Raw genomic sequence first — 16,578 nt, forward strand, 5'->3', positions numbered from 1 at the left:
CGTCGAGCGGCTAACCCTGGCCGGGCGTGTAGTACTCGAGCATCGCGGCGAACGTCTCGAACGCCGGCACCGACACCCCGTAGGTGGCCTCGAAGTGCACGCTGAGCGGGAAGCCGAGCTCACCGACGCCGTCGATCACCCGCTTGTACAGGTCGACCATCATGCGCCGCTTGTCGGCGGGCTCGCCGGCCGCGAGCTGTTTGACGAAGTCCTGCTCGGCGGCGACCGCCGCGTTGCCCGGGTCCTGGATCAACCAGTGGATCAGCCCGACGCGGCTCTCCATCTTCGGCACGAACCCGAACGACAGCAGGATCTCGGGCCGGTGCTCGGAGTTCGCGGCGAACTCGGTGAGGAAGTCGACGATCGCATCGGAGTACAGCAGCTGCGTCATGCCGTACGTGGCGCCCTGTTTGCACTTGAACGTGAAGCGGCCCTGCTCCCCGTCGCGGGTGGGAATCAGGATCGCGCCGCGGTTGGGCACCAGGTCCTCGTACAGCGACAGCGCGTCGGTGGGCGCGACGCCGCTGCCCTCGCCGTCGTTCATGGTGCGCGGCACGCCGACGAACGCGATGCCGTCGAACCCGGCCGAGCTCAACGTGGTCAGCCGCTCGCGCAGCGCGTCCTCGTCGAGGAACGCGGTGACCTGCGTGCACAGCCCCCGCATCGCGGGCAGCTCGGGGGTGATGATCGACCAGAAATCCAGGACGTCCATCTTGGGCTTCATCTCGATGGGACGACCGCTGTCCTCCTCGATCATTCCCGGGATCATCACGTGGCCGATGCGGCCCTGCAGACCGGTCTCGGCGGAGCAGCGCAGCACTTTCGCCGCGTCCTCGAGCGCATGCTCGCGGCCGCGGTCGATGTTGGGCGGGACGAGTTCCAGCGCGACGGTGTTGAGGGGCAACGAACTGCTCCTTTGAGACGGCAAAAGTCGATGTGGCCGATCCGGCGCGTGCCTCGGCGCACTCCCCCCGGAAAGCGTCACCATACCGCTCCCAGCGGATCGCGACCTGCGCCGGTCGCCGTGACCACCCCGCCGCGGGCTCGGGTTCACCGGCGCAGTGAGCGGGGCGGGACGGCGGCGGCCACGTCGATGAGCCGGTCCCGCGCCCACTGCAGGTCGTCGCAGAGGCGCTGCGCGTCGGTGTAGAGCCCGCCGTAGACGGCCCAGTCGGTCGGCCCGTCGAGCGGATGTCCCTCGGTGTGGACGCGCAGATCCTCCAGCGCGGTGCGGCACCCCTCGATGGCGTCGCTCAGCCCGTGCCCGCGGTGCAGATCGTCGACGGTGTGGATCTCGGCGAGTTCGTCGACGGCCCGGCGCACCGCGCTGAGCAGCGCGCAATAGCGGAACACGAATTCGCCGTGCGCGACGCGCTGGGCGTCGTCGCGTTCGGTGATCCGCAGCAGTCCGGCCGACGCCGAGCGCAGCTGTTCGGCGATGCGTTCGGCCGCGGTGATGGTGACCCGGTAGCCGTTGAAGGTGCTGCGGTCCCGGGTGCGCAGCCGGCGCGGATTCCACTTCCAGGTCTCGTGCGCGTGGTCGACGGTGCTCCTGGCCTGTGTCGCGAGTTGCTGGGCGGCCTCGGCGCGCTGCCGCCACGAGCGGGCGTCGTCGGCATCGGAGACGCCGTCGCGCAGGCCGGTGGCCATATCGTCGGCCAACCGGGCCACCGCACCGCACAGCGAGTCGACGGCATCGGCCGCGGTGCGGTACCGCAGCGGCGGCGCGATCAGCAGATTGACCGTCAGCGCGACGCCTGCCCCGAGCATCACCATCCCGGCGATCTCGGGCAGCGAGGCCGCCGGCAACCGGCCCGGCGTCGGTATCGCGAACACGCCGTAGGCGAAGATCGCCGCCACCGCGACGTTGACCCCCTGCTCACCGAGCGGTCGCCAGCGCCCGATGACCAGGGCGAGCGCCAGCATCACCGGGAAGATCCACACCGCGGGGCCGAAGGTCAGCACCAGCACGCCGCTGACCAGCACGCCGAGCACCACCGCCCCCGTGTAGCGCAGCGATTTGTCGACCGATTGGGAGATCGTGGCCTGCATCAGCATCACCGCGGAGAACGGGGCGAACGACGCGTGCCCGGCCTGGAAGACCTCCGCGGCCAGCAACCACGCGATGGTCGCCGCGACGATGGTCTTGATCAGCATCATCGCGGTGTCCCGGTCCACGGCCACCGCGGGCAGTGCCTCCCGCGCGCGCCGCCCGGCCGCGGCGATCCAACGTGTACCTCTCATCAGGGACCTGCGGGTACCCCGGTCCCGCCGGTCCGACACACGCCGCGGTCGCGGCACGGATCAACCCGGGTGAATGCGGGAACGTGGGCGGCGGACAGCCCGACCGACCCGAGACCCCGAGGAGATTCTCATGCGATTCCCGGCCAGCCGCGGCACCCGGACGGCCGCCGGCGCCGCCGCGCTGATGACCGCCCTGTCCGCCTGCGGCGGTGAGGACCCGCAACTCGACTCCTCCAACCGCGGTTCGGGGTCGCACACCGAGACCACGACGGTGGAGAACGCGTTCATCGTGCCCGCATTCGTGCCGGGTCAGTGCGCGATCCAGACCAACGCCGGGGCCGATCTGCGCTTCACCGTCACCAACGGCCGCTCGGCGGAGGCCGAGCGGCTGCTCGACGTGTCCACCACGGCCGGCCCCGTGGTCGAGGACGTCGGCACCATCGACATCCCGGCCAGGTCGACCGTCGGCGTCGGTGAGCCGAGCGCCGAGGCGGTCGACGCCGGGGGCAGCACACCCGCGGTTCGGTTGGGGCCGCTCGACCCGCTGGTCAAACCGGGTAAGGCAGTCGACGTGGCATTCAACTTCGAGCAGGCGGGCACCATCGAGCTGCGGGTGCCGATCGAGGCATGCCCGGTACAGGCACGGTGACCGGTATCAACCGGGCCGGCGCGGGGAACGTGGCCGCATGTTGACGAAAGTGACTGCGGCCGCCGCGCTGGTGGCCATCCTGGTCGGGGTCGCCGGCCTGCTCACTCCGGTGCGGGTGTCGCTGGGGGCGACGACGGTGAGTTGCGGAACCGCCGTCGCCCCCGACCTCGACGAGGCGCGCACGCACGACGACGGCACCACCGCGAACATCCCCGTCGGGGACGTCGTGCTGGTCGACGCGTCCTTCACCGAGTTGTGCCGGAGGGATCTGGCCGATCGCCGGATCTGGACGTCCACGGTGGCGATCGCCGGGGTCCTCGCGCTGGTGTCGGCGGTGGCGATCGGCCGGCGCAGGACCCGCGCGACGGTGCCCCGGGTCTAGGGCGTTCTCGGCCAGATCAGCGTGAACACCGCCGCGTCGTCGTAGGACTCCCCCGCTGCGGTGGCGAAGGCGCCCAGCACCTCGGCGAGCGCATCGCGTTCGGCCGGGCTCATGTCGCGCAGGATGCGTTCGATCGCGGTGCGCCGCCGCCGGGTCACCTTGTCGACCAGCCGACGGCCTGACGGGGTCAGCGTCAGCGTGACGTGGCGCCGGTCCACCTCGGATTCGCGGCGGTTGAGCAGACCGGCCTTCAGCAGGCGGTCACAGGTCCGGCTGGCGTTCGACGGGTTGACGTCCAGCCCGGCCGCGACGGCCGCCAGGTTGAGCGGGCCGCGGGTGTAGATCATCATCAGCACCCGAAACTGCGGCACCGTGACGACGTCCTCCAGCCCCGCCAGGGACGCGGCCGCGATCCCGACCAACGCCCGCGAGGCGCGCAGCACCGCATCCACCTGGCCGGCCGACGGCTTGTCGTCGGCGGCCGGGATCCGGGAGCGCCGTGGCGAAGTCATGCGGGCCATCTTGGTGGGCGGACGACACGGCCGCAAGGAGCGGAGCCGTCGGCCTCAGCCGGTCTGGTCGATCAGCCGTCGCACCGACGCCGGCAGCGGATGCGGCGAATCGGATTGCGGTGCGCCGTAACCGGTTCGCACCGGCACCACCCCGGTCCAGCCGGCGCCCGGGCTCGCCGGCCCGCGGCGCGCCTTGGCCACCCACGAGCCGTCGGTGATCGGCAGCTCGAGCAGCAGCGTCGAGGCGAGCTCCTTGGCCGAATGCGGTGGGCACTCGGCGGCGCGTCCGGGCAGCAACGTGTCGGTGAACCGGTCGAGCAGTGCAGGCAGCTCGTCGCGCGCCACCGCCCGGCACACCCCGCGGACCACGGCCGAGCGGTAGTTCGCGGAGTGGTCGAACTGCCGCTCGGCGACGACGAGCCCGTCGTACAGGTAGGCGCTCACACAGACCTTGGCGCCTCCGGCGATCCGGCGCAGCGCACCGGCGCCGGTCGAACCGTGCAGCAGCAGCCGGTCGCCGTCGCGGGCCACCAGCATGGGCACCGCCCACGGTTCGTCGCCGAGCACGGTGGAGACCGTGGCCACGGGCGCGTGGTCGAACACCTCGTGCAGTACGGCCAGATCGCCGGCGCGGTCGGGCTTGCGCGTCAGCCGGTCCAACGGTGAAGGGGTCACGGATGTCATTCATCCAGCCCGGCGTAGCGGCGGCAAGCGATTTGCCGCTTCGCTACGTTGGCTTCCATGGACGCTGACGTCATCGTCGTGGGCGCCGGCCTGGCCGGTCTGGTCGCGACCCACGAACTGACCCGTCGGGGTAAACGTGTGGCGCTGGTCGATCAGGAGAACGCGGCGAACCTGGGCGGGCAGGCGTACTGGTCGTTCGGCGGCATCTTCCTGGTCGACAGTCCCGAACAGCGGCGCATGCGGATCAGGGACTCCTTCGAGCTGGCCTGGAACGACTGGCAGGGCAGCGCCGCGTTCGACCGCCTCGACGACGAGGACGTGTGGGCGGTCAAATGGGCCCGCGCCTACGTCGAGTGGGCGGCCGGGGAGAAGCGCGACTACCTCGCCGCACAGGGCATCTCGTTCCTGCCGACCGTGGGGTGGGCCGAACGCGGCGACCTGCGGGCCACCGGACACGGCAACTCGGTGCCCCGCTTTCACGTCGCGTGGGGCACCGGCACGGGCATCGTCGGGCCGTTCACCGATTCCGCGCTGGCCGCCGCGAACCGGGGCCTGGTGACCTTCCGCCACCGCCACCGCGTCGACGAACTCGTCTACACCGACGGCGCGGTCACCGGCGTGCGGGGCACCGTGCTGGCGCCCGACGGCGCGAAGCGCGGCGCGCCGTCGAACCGCGACATCGTCGGTGACTTCGAGTTGACGGCGCAGGCCGTGGTGGTGACCACCGGTGGCATCGGGGCCAACCACGAGATCGTGCGGCGCTTCTGGCCGGCGCGTCTGGGGACCGCCCCGTCATCGATGATCACCGGCGTACCCGCCCACGTGGACGGCCGAATGCTCGACATCGCCGCGGATTCCGGTGTGCGCCTGGTGAACCGGGACCGCATGTGGCACTACACCGAGGGCGTCGTCAACTGGGCTCCGATCTGGCCGAATCACGCGATCCGCATCCTGCCCGGACCGTCGTCGATGTGGTTCGACGCGCTGGGCCGGCGGCTGCCCGCGCCGTACCTGCCCGGTTACGACACCCTCGGCACGCTGCGCTACCTGCGCACCACCCCGGACATCGCCGAGTTCGACCACTCGTGGTTCATCCTCACCCAGCGGATCATCGAGAAGGAGTTCGCGCTGTCGGGGTCCGAGCAGAACCCCGACATCACGGCCAAGGACCGCAAGGCGTTCCTGCGCGAGCGGCTGCTCAGCAAGGGCGCGCCCGGACCCGTGGAGGCGTTCAAACAGCACGGGGTGGACTTCGTCGTCGCCGACCGGCTCGAGGACCTCGTCGCGAAGATGAACGCGCTGACCGACCAGCCGCTGCTCGACGCGGCGGCCATCCGCCGCCAGATCGAGGCCCGGGACCTGCAGGTGGCCCATCCGTTCAGCAAGGACGCTCAGATCCAGGGCATCCACAATTCCCGCAGCTCGCTGGGTGACCGGATCGGACGCACCACCGCGCCGCACCGCATCCTCGACCCGGCCGCCGGGCCGCTGATCGGCGTCAAACTGCACATCCTGACCCGCAAGACGCTCGGCGGAATCCAGACCGACCTGGCCTCGCGGGCCATCGGCCTCGACGGCCGGCCGATCGACGGCCTGTACGCCGCCGGTGAGGTGGCCGGGTTCGGCGGCGGCGGGGTGCACGGTTACAACGCGCTGGAGGGCACGTTCCTCGGCGGGTGCATCTTCTCCGGCCGCGCCGCCGGCCGGGCGCTCGCCGACCGGGTCTGACCGCCGCTCAGCCCGCGGGCGGCGCGGTGGTCCCGCGAATCACCAGTTTGGGTTCGAGCACCACGTCCTCGGGTCCGGTGCGGGTCTGCTCGAGCATGTCGACCGCCAGTCGCACCGCGTGTTCGGCCTGGTCGGTGGCGTCCTGGTGGACGGTGGTGAGGTCGATGCGCGGGTTGTCGGCCAGCCGGGTGTCGTCGAATCCGATCAGCGACAGCCGGCCCGGGACGTCCACGCCCGCCCGGGTGAACCCGTCGAGCAGGCCGAGGGCGCAGCGGTCGTTGGACGCCAGGACCGCACTCGGCAGGGACGGTTCGGCGAGCATGGTCGCCGCCGCGGCCGCCCCGGCCGCTTCCGTGTGGGCGCCGGGCACCACGCGGGCGTGCCCGCCGAGCCCGTGCTGACGCATCGCGGCGCGGTAGGCGCTGCGCCGGTCGGCGGATCCCGGGCCGGTACCGCCGTCGACGTGGTGGATGTCGCGGTGCCCCAGCTCGACCAGGTAGTCCACCGCCTGCCGGATGCCCTTGGCGTCGTGGGTGCGGACGGTCGCGAGGTTCACCCCGGCCTCGACGGCCGGCAGCCGGCGGCCCACCACCACGACGGGCACGCGCGCGGCCAGCGTGCGCAGGTAATCGGGTCCGGCGTCGGGACCGAGCAGGATGAGGCTGCCGCACCGGTGGCTGAGCAGTGCGTCGATCGGTACCGATTCGTCGCGGTCGGCGAGGTTGGCCGTCAACAGCACCTCATAGCCGCGGCGCTCGGCGGCCGGATAGATGCCGGTGACGAGTTCGGCCTGGAACAACTGCCGGACGTCGGTCAGCACCCCCAGCGTCCGGCTCCGGCCCAGGGCCAGGAGGCGGGCGGCGGAGTCCGGCCGGTAGCCGAGCTCGGCGGCCGCGGCCAGCACGCGCTCCCGGGTGGCGGGACTGGCACCGGGTTTGCCGTCGAGCACGAACGACACCAGCGTGCGCGACACCCCGGCCGCCGCCGCCACGTCCGCCATGGTCGGCCGCCCCGACCGCGAGCTCTGTGATGCCACCGGCTCCCCTTCCGCGATGTGACCGTTGACACGTTCGGTCGCCTCACCATACTATCGCTAACGCGCGTTACTAACGCGCGTTAGTCCACCGCTCGAAATGAGGTCACCATGGCGTCCACCGAGACCGCCCCGAGCTCCGGCCGATTCCTCACCAAACTGACCGTGATCGCCACCCTCGGCGGCCTGCTGTTCGGTTACGACACCGGCGTCATCTCCGGTGCGCTGCTGTACATGAAGGACGATCTGGCGTTGTCGCCGTTCGGCGAGGCCACCGTGGTCAGTTCCCTGCTGTTCCCCGGCGCCGCGTTCGGGGCACTGTTCGGCGGGCGCGTCGCCGACCGCATCGGCCGCAAGAGGGCCCTGCTGGTCTGCGCCGGCCTGTTCCTCGTCGGGGCCATCGGGTGCGCGCTGGCGCCCAACGTGCAGATCATGGTGGCCGCACGCATCATCCTCGGCCTGGGCGTCGGCGCCGCCGCGGTGACGTGCCCGCTCTACCTGGCCGAGATGGCCCCCGCCGAACGCCGTGGCCGGATGGTCACCATCAACGAGTTGATGATCGTCACCGGTCAGATGCTGGCCTTCGCGACGAACGCCCTGCTCGACCATCTGGTCCAGGACCCGCACGTCTGGCGCACCATGCTCGGCGTCGCGGCGGTGCCCGCCGTCGCGCTGCTGATCGGCATGCTGGCACTGCCCGACTCCCCCCGCTGGTACGGCCTCAAGGGCCGCCTGCCCGAGGCGCGAAAGGTGCTGGGACTCAGTCGCACTCCGCAGGAGGCCGACGCCGAGTACCGGCTGATCGAAGAGCACACCGACCACATGCTCAAGGCCCACCTGCTCAAGACCGCCAGCACACCGTTCACCGTCATCCGCGACGTCCCGTGGATCCGCCGGGTCGTGCTCGTGGGTTGCGGTCTCGCGATCATCCAGCAGGCCACCGGGATCAACACCGTCAACTACTACGCGCCCACGATCCTCGAGCAGAGCGGCCTCGGGGTCAGCGCGGCGCTCGTCGCCACGATCGCCGTCGGGGTGACGTCGGTGGTCACCACGATCATCGGGATCATTCTGCTCGGGTACATCGGCAGGCGCACCATGCTGATGATCGGTTTCGCCGGCGTCGCGGTGTCCCAGGCCGCGCTCGCCGCGACGTTCCTGCTGCCCGAATCCACGACGCGCAGTTACGTGATCCTCGCGTGCATGGTGGCGTTCGTCGGGTTCGTGCAGATGTTCATCGGCACCTGCGTGTGGCTCCTGCTCTCGGAGATCTTCCCGCTGAGCATCCGCGGATTCGCCATGGGCATCGCGGTGTTCGTGCTGTGGTGCACCAACGCGATCATCTCGTTCGCGTTCCCGCTACTGAACACCGCGCTCGGCTCCACCGGCACGTTCGCGCTGTTCGTCGCGATCAACATCGTCTCCTGGATCTTCGTCCGCCGCTACGTGCCCGAGACCAAGGGCACCACGCTCGAGGAACTCGAGGAGCGGTTCGAAGCCCACGACGGCGCCCGGCTGGCCACCGCCTCCTGACCATCCATCGACGAAAGGACCCGCCCGTGACCACCATCCGCGTCGGATCGGCACCCGACTCCTGGGGTGTCTGGTTCCCCGACGACCCGCAGCAGACCCCGTACACCCGTTTCCTCGACGAGGTCGCCGCCGCCGGGTACGAGTGGATCGAACTCGGACCGTACGGCTACCTGCCCACCGACCCGCAGCGCCTCACCGACGAACTCGCCGCGCGCAACCTGCGGCTCTCGGCCGGCACCGTGTTCGAGCACCTGCACCGCGAGGACGCCTGGTCCGATGTCTGGAGCCAAGTCGAAGATGTCGCCAAACTCACCGCCGCCGTGGGGGGTTCGCACGTGGTGGTGATTCCGGAGATGTGGCGCGACCCCGCCACCGGGGAGGTGCTCGAGGACCGCGAACTCACCGACGACCAGTGGCGCAAGAAGACCCGCGGCATGAACGACCTCGGCCGGGCCATGTACGAGCAGTACGGGGTGCGCGCGCAGTACCACCCGCACGCCGACAGTCACGTCGACACCGAGGCCCACGTGTACCGCTTCCTCGAGGGCACCGACGGCGACGTCGTCAACCTGTGCCTGGACACCGGTCACATCAGCTACTGCGGCGGCGACAACCTCGCGATCATCGAACGCCATCCCGACCGCATCGGCTACCTGCACCTCAAGCAGGTCGACCCGCAGGTGGTCGCCAAGGTCGAGGCCGAGGATCTGCCGTTCGGTGAGGCCGTCCGCCTGGGCGCGATGATCGAACCGCCGCTGGGGGTTCCGGACATGCCGCCGCTGCTGGCCGCCGTCGAGCGGCTCGGCATCGACGTGTTCGCCATCGTCGAGCAGGACATGTACCCCTGCGACCCCGACCATCCGCTGCCCATCGCCCAGCGCACCCGCCGATACCTCGGATCGTGCGGCGTGCCGTCCGTCACGTTCTAGGAGCCGACCGCCATGACAGACCTCCGCATCGCCGTCCTCGGGGTCGGCATGATGGGCGCCGACCATGTCGAGCGCATCACCCGCCGCATCGCCGGCGCCCGCGTCAGCGTCGTCAACGACTACGTCGTCGAACGCGCCCAGGCCGTGGCCGATACGGTTGCGGGCGCCCGCGTGGCCGTCGACCCGCTCGACGCGATCGCCGCCGACGACGTCGACGCGGTGCTGCTCGCCACCCCGGGACCCGTGCACGAGAAGCAGCTGCTGGCCTGCCTCGAGCACCGCAAGCCGGTGCTGTGCGAGAAGCCGCTGACCACCGACGTCGACACCGCGCTGGACATCGTGCGCCGCGAAGCCGACCTGGGCATCCGCCTGATCCAGGTCGGCTTCATGCGCCGCTTCGATCCCGAATACGCCTCGCTCAAGGCGCTGATCGACTCCGGTGAGCTGGGCCGAGCGCTGGTGCTGCACTGCGTGCACCGCAACCCCGCGGTGCCGCCGACCTTCACCTCCGAGATGATCGTCAAGGACTCGCTGGTGCACGAGGTCGACGTCACCCGGTTCCTGTTGGGTGAGGAGATCACCGCGGTGCGGATACTGCGTCCGGGCGCGAATCCGTCTGCGCCGCAAGGGCTGCAGGATCCGCAGATCGCGATCTTCGAGACCTCCGGCGGCCGCCACGTCGATGCCGAACTGTTCGTCACCACCGGCGTCGCCTACGAGGTTCGCACCGAGGTGGTCGGCGAACACGGCAGCGCCACCATCGGATTGGACGTCGGCCTGGTCCGCAAGACGGCCGACGGACGCTGGGGCGGGGCCATCACCCCCGGCTTCCGCGAGCGGTTCGGCACCGCCTACGACATCGAGGTGCAGCGCTGGGTCGACGCGGTGCGCGCCGGCGCCACCACCGGCGACTACACCGACGGCCCCACCGCGTGGGACGGCTACGCCGCCGCGGCGGTGTGCGAGGCCGGGGTGCAGGCGCTGCACAGCGGTGAACGGGTCGCGGTGACGCTGGCCGAGCGGGCAGGGGCCTGACATGAAGATCGCGCTGGACCCCACCCCGTTCCACCACGACCACGACCTGCTCGACTTCCCGCGCCTGGTGGCCGATCTGGGCTACGAGTTCCTGCAGCTGACTCCGCACCGCGACTTCATCCCGTTCTTCAACCACCCCCGCGCCGACGACGCGCTGGTGACGAAGTTCCGCACGGCATGCGCCGACGCGGGCGTCGGCATCGCCTCGGTGCTGCCGGTGCTGCGCTGGTCGGGGCCCGACGAGGACGCCCGGGAGGCGGCGGTGCGCAACTGGAAGCGGGTCATCCAGATCACCGTCGACCTCGGCGTCAACGTCATCAACACCGAGTTCTCCGGCCGGCCCGAGAAGCCGGAGGAGTCCGAGCGGGCGTTCTTCCGTTCCATGGAGGAGCTGCTGCCGATCTTCGAACGCGAAGGCATCGATGTGCGCATCGACCCGCACCCCGACGACTTCGTGGAGGACGGGCTCGAGGCGCTGCGCATCATCCGCGGGCTGAACTCACCGAACGTCGGGATGGTGTACGTGGCGTGCCACACCTACCACATGACCGGCACGACGGGTGTCACGATGACCGACATCATGCGCGCCGCCGGGGACAAGCTGCGCCTGGTGCACGTCGCCGACACCATGGACCACCACCGCAGCCACGGCCTGCGCTACATCACCAACCCGCCGGGCAACCCGGTGCGGGTGCACCAGCACCTCAAGATCGGTGACGGTGACCTCGATTGGGACGAGTTCTTCGGCCGCCTGGCCGAACTCGGCTTCTACGACCGGCCCGACACGGTGATGGTGTCGTCGGTGTTCGCCGAGAACGAGACCGCCGAGGAGGTGTCGCGCTACCAGCTCAAGACCATGCGGGACTACGTCGGCCGGTACACCGAGGCCGGTCGACCCGCGTCGAGGTAGCCGGCGATGTCGGCGGCCACCGGCCCGGCCTGACGACGGAACGAGTTCAACGGTCCGATGAGTGGTTCGTCGTACCCGACGAACCACAGACCCGCTGCGGCACTGGGCAATCCATTGACGACGGGCTTGGCGTCCTCATCGAGCACGTCGAGGTGCCCGACCATCGACTCCAGGCCGTGCCGGTATCCGGTCGCGGCGATCACCACCTCCGGGGTGATGCGGGTGCCGTCGGCGAGGATCACGCTGTCGGCGACGAACGACTCGACGGCCGAGACGATCTCGATGGTGCCGTCCTTGACACGCGGCACCAGCTCGTCGCCCAGCGTCGGGATGCTGGCGTCGTCGAGCAGCGCGCGGTAGATGCCGTGCTCGGGTTCCGGGAGGCCGAACGAGGTGAGGTCGCCGAAGCGCAGGCGGCGGAAGGCGGCGGCCGCGTGGTCGAGGATCGCGACGGGCAGTCGGCTGAAGGCGGGACTGAACGCGTCGATGGGCACACCGGCGGCCGACCGCGGCACCAGATGCGGTGGGGTGCGGACCGCCATCCGCACCCGGCGCGCCACCCGGTCGCTGAGTTGCAGCGCGATGTCGGTTGCGGAGTTTCCTGCGCCGACCACCAGGACGTCCCGACCGGCGAACGGCCAGGCGTTGCGGTAGTCCGCGGAGTGCAACAGCCGTCCGGTGAACCCCTCCATGCCGGGCCACGGCGGCACCGCCGGGGTGTGATAGTTGCCCGTCGCGATCACCACGGCGTCCGCGGTGTAGGTGTCGCCGTCGGTGGTCAACAGCCACCCGGCATCGGACCGGTCGATGCGGTCGACGTCGACACCCAGCGCCAGCCGCAGCTGTTGGCGCCGAACGTAATCGTCGAAGTAGTCGACCATGTCGTCGCGCCGGGGCCAACGCCCGTACCGCCGCGGAATCCGCTGGCCGGGCAGATGGGACCAGAAACCGCAGGTGTTGAGCCGGAACCCCTCGTAGCGGTCCCGCCACGTCTGCGCCGGCGCCGGCGCACGGTCGAGCACCAGCGCGTCGATGCTGCGGCGGCGCCGGAGCTGCCGCGCGACGCCCAGCCCGCACGGCCCGGCGCCCACGACGATTACGCGCTCGTGGCGCGGTGCGGAAGCAGACACCGTCGGCGGGTTCCCTCAGCCGCGCCCGGTTATGCCCCGGTTTCCGCGACGGCGCTTCGGGTAGTCCTTGCCGCGACGATCACCCGCGACCAGGAGGACCGCATGAGCTCACCGGAACCGACGCCCGACGACACCGCCCAGGACACCGGAGTGCCGTCGGCGAGCCCCGGTTACTCGACCCCGCCGCCGGAGGGTGTGCGCGACGCCGAGGATCAGGGCGCGGCGGACGGGGACTAGCCGCGCTCAGCCCTGCTCTTCCGGCCGCCTGGGCGAGTTGGTGCTGGGGTCCTCGCCGCGCGTCAGCGGCGGGATGTGTTCGATGGCACCGGCCACCCGGGCGAGCCCGGTGCTGACACCCGTGAACACGCCTCGGGCCCGGCCCGTCGTGCGCCGCGCCACGCGATCGAGCTGATCGCGGCTGCGGTCGAGGACCGTCAGCGGCGCCGCGGCCACCACGTTGCCCGGCGGCCGGCGGGCCACCACCGGATGCGGCCGGGTCGGGGCGGTCCGGCGGACCGCCTCCCACGCCCAGCCCAGCTGCACCAGGGTGCGCCGGTCGGCGACGTCCTGCAGCAGGGGTAGCAGCCGGTCCTCTTCATCGCGGACATCCTCGCGCAGAAGGCTTTTGATCCGCCCCCACAATTCCTGGTGGCGTGGGTCCGCGGGCGGCAGCTTCTCCAGTTCGGTGAACAGTTCGTTGATCTCCTGGTGCTCCTGCTCGATCTCGAGGGTGAGCGCCTCGCCCCGGGGCACCAGCTTGCGGATGGCCGGCCACAACACCGACTCCTCGGCGAAGGCGTGCGGGAACACCAGCCGGCACAGGTCGGTGAGGTAGCCGCGCCGTTCGTCGCCCGAGGACGCGTCGATCCGGTGCAGCAGCCGGTCCAACTCGATGTGGTCGCGCTTCTGGCGCGTGAGCACGCTGTGCGGTCCGCCCAGTTGCTCGAGGTTCTGATCGGCCAGTGATGCGGTCATGGAGGCTCCTTCCGTGGCGACGCTGTGCCCACTGCCGCCCCGACCAAACGTGACGGCAGAACCGAAAATCAGATCGGGACGGACTGTTTGCCCTGCCTTACCTCGGGTATCGCGGGCTTGCCGTAGAGAAACCTGCGGCGGTCGGGAGGCCGCCCCGCGCGGTCAATTGCAACCAGTTGTGGAGTGCCGATGTTTCGCCATACCGATTACATGCAGTTCGATGTCAAACCAGAAAAGCCGGACCCGGTCTACGCCCGCAAACTCCAGGAGCTGCTCGGCGGCGCCTTCGGCGAGATGACCGTGACGATGCAGTACCTCATGCAGGGCTGGAACTGCCGCATGAAAGGCAAGTACAAGGACCTGATCATGGACGTGGCGACCGAGGAGATCGGCCACGTCGAGATGATCGCCACCATGTGCGCGCGCCTGCTGGAGAGCGCGCCGGCCACCGACGCGACCGAGAATGCGCTGGGTGATCCCGTGGTCGCCGCCGTGATGGGCGGCATGGACCCGCAGCAGGCCATCATCTCCGGTGGCGCGCCGACGCTCTCGGACAGCCAGGGCTCGCCGTGGAACGGCAAATACGTTGTGGCGTCGGGCAATCTGCTCGCCGACTTCTATGCCAACGTGGCCGCCGAGGCGCAGGGCCGTGTGCAGACCGCCCGCCTCTGGCACATGACCGACGATCCGGGCGTCAAGGCGATGCTGAAGTTCAACCTGGCCCGCGACACCTACCACCAGAACATGTGGCTGGCCGCCATCGAGGAACTGCAGGCCGACGGGCTGGAGGGCGTCGTGGCACCGAACGATCTGTTCGACGAGGAGTACACCGAGCACGCCAGCACGCTGTGGCACCTGTCCGACGGTGCGGACTCCGACAAGGGTCGCTGGGTGAACGGCCCACTGCCCGACGGCAGGCACACCGGCAAGTTCCTCGCCGATCCGCAGCCGCTGGGCGACCGGCAGTCCGGACCGCCGCCGGACCCCAAGCTCTACGTCACCTACGACGGAGCGATGGGCGAGCCGCGCACGCCCTCCCTCGGCACCGAGAAGGGGCTGATGGGCAAGCTCAAGGACGCGGTCGACCCCGACAAGACCTAGACAAGACCTAGACAAGACCTAGGGAACCACGCCGTAGTCTGGATGAGGTGAGTGTCGCGTCGGTGAAAAGCCTTGTCCTCGATGATCGGTTCGCGCGGGAGCTGCCGGAGATGGCGGTCCGCTGGCGCGCCGAGGAGGCCCCGGAGCCGCGGCTGCTCGTGCTCAACGAGCCGCTCGCCGGCGACCTGGGCCTCGACACCGACTGGCTGCGCACCCCCGAGGGGGTGCGCCTGCTGGTCGGCAACTCGGTGCCCAGCGGCGCCACTCCCGTGGCGCAGGCCTACTCCGGCCATCAGTTCGGCGGCTTCGCCCCGCGCCTCGGCGACGGGCGGGCCCTGCTGCTCGGCGAACTCGTCGACACCACCGGCCGCACCCGCGACCTGCATCTGAAGGGGTCCGGGCACACCCCGTTCGCGCGGGCCGGTGACGGGCTCGCCGCCGTCGGCCCGATGCTGCGCGAGTACATCGTCAGCGAGGCGATGCACGCGCTGGGCATCCCGACCACGCGGTCGCTGGCCGTGGTGGCCACCGGTCGGCCGGTGATCCGGGAGACCAAGCTCGACGGGGCGGTGCTGACCCGGGTGGCCAGCAGCCACCTACGGGTCGGCAGCTTTCAATATGCCGCGGCCACGGGCGATTCCGCGTTGCTGCGCCGGCTCGCCGACCACGCCATCAGCCGGCACCACCCGCAGGCCGCCGACGCCGAGAACCCCTACCGGGCCCTGTTCGAGGCGGTTCTCGACGCGCAGGCGCGGCTCGTCGCACAGTGGATGCTGGTCGGCTTCGTGCACGGGGTGATGAACACCGACAACATGACGATCTCCGGCGAGACCATCGACTACGGGCCGTGCGCGTTCATGGAGGTCTACGACCCCGACACGGTGTTCAGCTCGATCGACTTCTGGGGCCGTTACGCCTACGGCCAACAGCCGGCGGCCGCACTGTGGAATCTCGCGCGCTTCGCCGAGACGCTGCTGCCGCTGTTCTGCGAGAACCTCGACGACGCGGTCGACTTCGCGCAGGAGACGCTGCGCGGCTTCCAGGCGCGCTACGAAGCGTTCTGGGTGGCCGGGATGACCGCCAAGCTGGGGCTGGCGGGACCGGCCGACGCCGACGTCATCGCGTTGTTCGACGAGATGCCGGAGTTGTTGCAGCAGAGCCATATCGACTACACCACGTTCTTCCGCGCGCTCGCGCGCGCCGCACGCGGCGACGCGGAGCCGGCCCGGGGGCTGTTCCTGGACCTGGCCCGGTTCGACGCCTGGCTCGCGCGCTGGCGCGCGTTGGCACCGGACGGCGATGCGATGGACCGGGTCAACCCCGTCTACATACCGCGCAACCATCTGGTGGAGGAGGCGCTCACCGCCGCGACCGGCGGCGACCTCGAATCGCTCGGCCGGCTGCTCAGCGCGGTGACCGGGCCGTTCGACGAACGGCCCGGTCTGGAGCGCTACGCCGAACCCGCTCCGGAGGAGTTCGGCAAGTACCGCACGTTCTGCGGTACCTGAGCGTCAGGGCGCGGGGACCGACCCGCAGCCGACGCCGGGGATACAGCCGGTCGCGCCGCCGGGTCCGGCCACGCCGCCGGGGCCACCCGGAATAGCTCCCGCGGCACCCGCGGGACCGGCCACCCCACCCGGGCCACCCGGGATCGTCCCCGCCGCACCGGCGGGTCCGGCCGCACCGCCGGGACCACCCGGGATAGCGCCCGCGGCGCCCTGCGGGCCGGCCAC

18 protein-coding genes are annotated in these 16,578 nt (G+C 70.7%); 10 read left to right on the top strand and 8 right to left on the bottom strand.

All coding sequences use genetic code 11. From position 1 onward, the window contains the following. Positions 1–10 precede the first annotated feature (10 nt). Positions 11–904, bottom strand: coding sequence for a mycobacterial-type methylenetetrahydrofolate reductase (locus tag E4P42_RS21555; RefSeq protein ID WP_135128123.1), 894 nt, complete (start codon positions 902–904; stop codon positions 11–13). A gap of 146 nt (positions 905–1,050) precedes the next feature. Then, positions 1,051–2,244, bottom strand: coding sequence for an aromatic acid exporter family protein (locus E4P42_RS21560; protein ID WP_135128125.1), 1,194 nt, complete (start codon positions 2,242–2,244; stop codon positions 1,051–1,053). Positions 2,245–2,374: 130 nt separating this feature from the next. Here E4P42_RS21560 and E4P42_RS21565 point away from each other — a divergent pair, with 130 nt between their 5' ends. Beyond that, on the top strand, positions 2,375–2,893 hold the full coding sequence (locus E4P42_RS21565) for a hypothetical protein (RefSeq protein ID WP_135128126.1): 519 nt from the start codon (positions 2,375–2,377) through the stop codon (positions 2,891–2,893). A gap of 37 nt (positions 2,894–2,930) precedes the next feature. Further along, positions 2,931–3,275 carry a hypothetical protein gene (locus E4P42_RS21570; protein ID WP_135128127.1) on the top strand — a complete coding sequence of 115 codons (345 nt, stop codon included), beginning with the start codon at positions 2,931–2,933 and terminating at the stop codon, positions 3,273–3,275. On the opposite strand, the gene E4P42_RS21575 is transcribed toward E4P42_RS21570, so the two are convergent. Together E4P42_RS21575 and E4P42_RS21580 are read right to left on the bottom strand one after the other, a co-directional pair. Then, the gene (locus E4P42_RS21575) at positions 3,272–3,787 is read right to left on the bottom strand and encodes a MarR family winged helix-turn-helix transcriptional regulator (RefSeq protein WP_135128129.1); all 516 of its coding nucleotides are present in this window, start codon (positions 3,785–3,787) and stop codon (positions 3,272–3,274) included. The genes E4P42_RS21570 and E4P42_RS21575 overlap by 4 nt on opposite strands. 54 nt (positions 3,788–3,841) lie before the next feature. Then, entirely contained in the window at positions 3,842–4,471 is a 630-nt protein-coding gene (locus E4P42_RS21580) for a pyridoxamine 5'-phosphate oxidase family protein (RefSeq protein ID WP_135128130.1), read from the bottom strand. 57 nt (positions 4,472–4,528) lie between these two features. Here E4P42_RS21580 and E4P42_RS21585 point away from each other — a divergent pair, with 57 nt between their 5' ends. Next, entirely contained in the window at positions 4,529–6,199 is a 1,671-nt protein-coding gene (locus E4P42_RS21585; RefSeq protein ID WP_135128131.1) for an FAD-binding dehydrogenase, read from the top strand. A 7-nt stretch (positions 6,200–6,206) separates the two neighbouring features. Here the strand turns inward: E4P42_RS21585 and E4P42_RS21590 are convergent, their stop codons facing one another. Next, positions 6,207–7,199: a LacI family DNA-binding transcriptional regulator gene (locus E4P42_RS21590; RefSeq protein WP_135128148.1), complete on the bottom strand. Its 993-nt coding sequence runs from the start codon at positions 7,197–7,199 to the stop codon at positions 6,207–6,209. Positions 7,200–7,343: 144 nt separating this feature from the next. Here E4P42_RS21590 and E4P42_RS21595 point away from each other — a divergent pair, with 144 nt between their 5' ends. The 4 genes from E4P42_RS21595 to E4P42_RS21610 are packed head-to-tail and all read left to right on the top strand — an operon-like array spanning position 7,344 to position 11,639. Further along, positions 7,344–8,765, top strand: coding sequence for a sugar porter family MFS transporter (locus E4P42_RS21595; protein ID WP_135128133.1), 1,422 nt, complete (start codon positions 7,344–7,346; stop codon positions 8,763–8,765). A 26-nt stretch (positions 8,766–8,791) separates the two neighbouring features. Next, positions 8,792–9,694, top strand: a complete 903-nt coding sequence (locus E4P42_RS21600) for a sugar phosphate isomerase/epimerase (RefSeq protein ID WP_135128134.1) — start codon at positions 8,792–8,794, stop codon at positions 9,692–9,694. Positions 9,695–9,706: 12 nt separating this feature from the next. Further along, complete coding sequence (locus tag E4P42_RS21605; RefSeq protein ID WP_135128135.1) at positions 9,707–10,729, top strand: Gfo/Idh/MocA family protein; 1,023 nt, start codon at positions 9,707–9,709, stop codon at positions 10,727–10,729. Position 10,730: 1 nt separating this feature from the next. Beyond that, the gene (locus tag E4P42_RS21610) at positions 10,731–11,639 is read left to right on the top strand and encodes a sugar phosphate isomerase/epimerase family protein (RefSeq protein WP_135128136.1); all 909 of its coding nucleotides are present in this window, start codon (positions 10,731–10,733) and stop codon (positions 11,637–11,639) included. Here E4P42_RS21610 and E4P42_RS21615 read toward each other — a convergent pair. Then, positions 11,594–12,769 carry an NAD(P)/FAD-dependent oxidoreductase gene (locus tag E4P42_RS21615; protein ID WP_135128137.1) on the bottom strand — a complete coding sequence of 392 codons (1,176 nt, stop codon included), beginning with the start codon at positions 12,767–12,769 and terminating at the stop codon, positions 11,594–11,596. The genes E4P42_RS21610 and E4P42_RS21615 overlap by 46 nt on opposite strands. Before the next feature lie 102 nt (positions 12,770–12,871). Here E4P42_RS21615 and E4P42_RS27600 point away from each other — a divergent pair, with 102 nt between their 5' ends. Continuing rightward, positions 12,872–13,006, top strand: coding sequence for a hypothetical protein (locus E4P42_RS27600; RefSeq protein ID WP_256371173.1), 135 nt, complete (start codon positions 12,872–12,874; stop codon positions 13,004–13,006). A 6-nt stretch (positions 13,007–13,012) separates the two neighbouring features. Here E4P42_RS27600 and E4P42_RS21620 read toward each other — a convergent pair whose 3' ends face one another. Beyond that, positions 13,013–13,744 carry a hemerythrin domain-containing protein gene (locus E4P42_RS21620; RefSeq protein WP_135128139.1) on the bottom strand — a complete coding sequence of 244 codons (732 nt, stop codon included), beginning with the start codon at positions 13,742–13,744 and terminating at the stop codon, positions 13,013–13,015. A gap of 189 nt (positions 13,745–13,933) precedes the next feature. On the opposite strand from E4P42_RS21620, the gene E4P42_RS21625 reads away from it, so the two are divergent. Next, positions 13,934–14,845 (top strand): manganese catalase family protein, encoded by a 912-nt coding sequence (locus tag E4P42_RS21625; RefSeq protein WP_135128140.1) that lies wholly within the window; start codon positions 13,934–13,936, stop codon positions 14,843–14,845. Between the two features lie 62 nt (positions 14,846–14,907). Beyond that, positions 14,908–16,353, top strand: coding sequence for a YdiU family protein (locus E4P42_RS21630; protein WP_209305844.1), 1,446 nt, complete (start codon positions 14,908–14,910; stop codon positions 16,351–16,353). Positions 16,354–16,356: 3 nt separating this feature from the next. Here E4P42_RS21630 and E4P42_RS21635 read toward each other — a convergent pair. Next, a partial coding sequence (locus tag E4P42_RS21635; RefSeq protein WP_209305842.1) for a hypothetical protein occupies positions 16,357–16,578 on the bottom strand: 222 nt, incomplete at its 5' end.

The sequence above is a fragment of the Mycobacterium sp. PS03-16 genome (assembly GCF_004570325.1).
In the GTDB taxonomy this organism is placed as follows: Bacteria; Actinomycetota; Actinomycetes; order Mycobacteriales; family Mycobacteriaceae; genus Mycobacterium.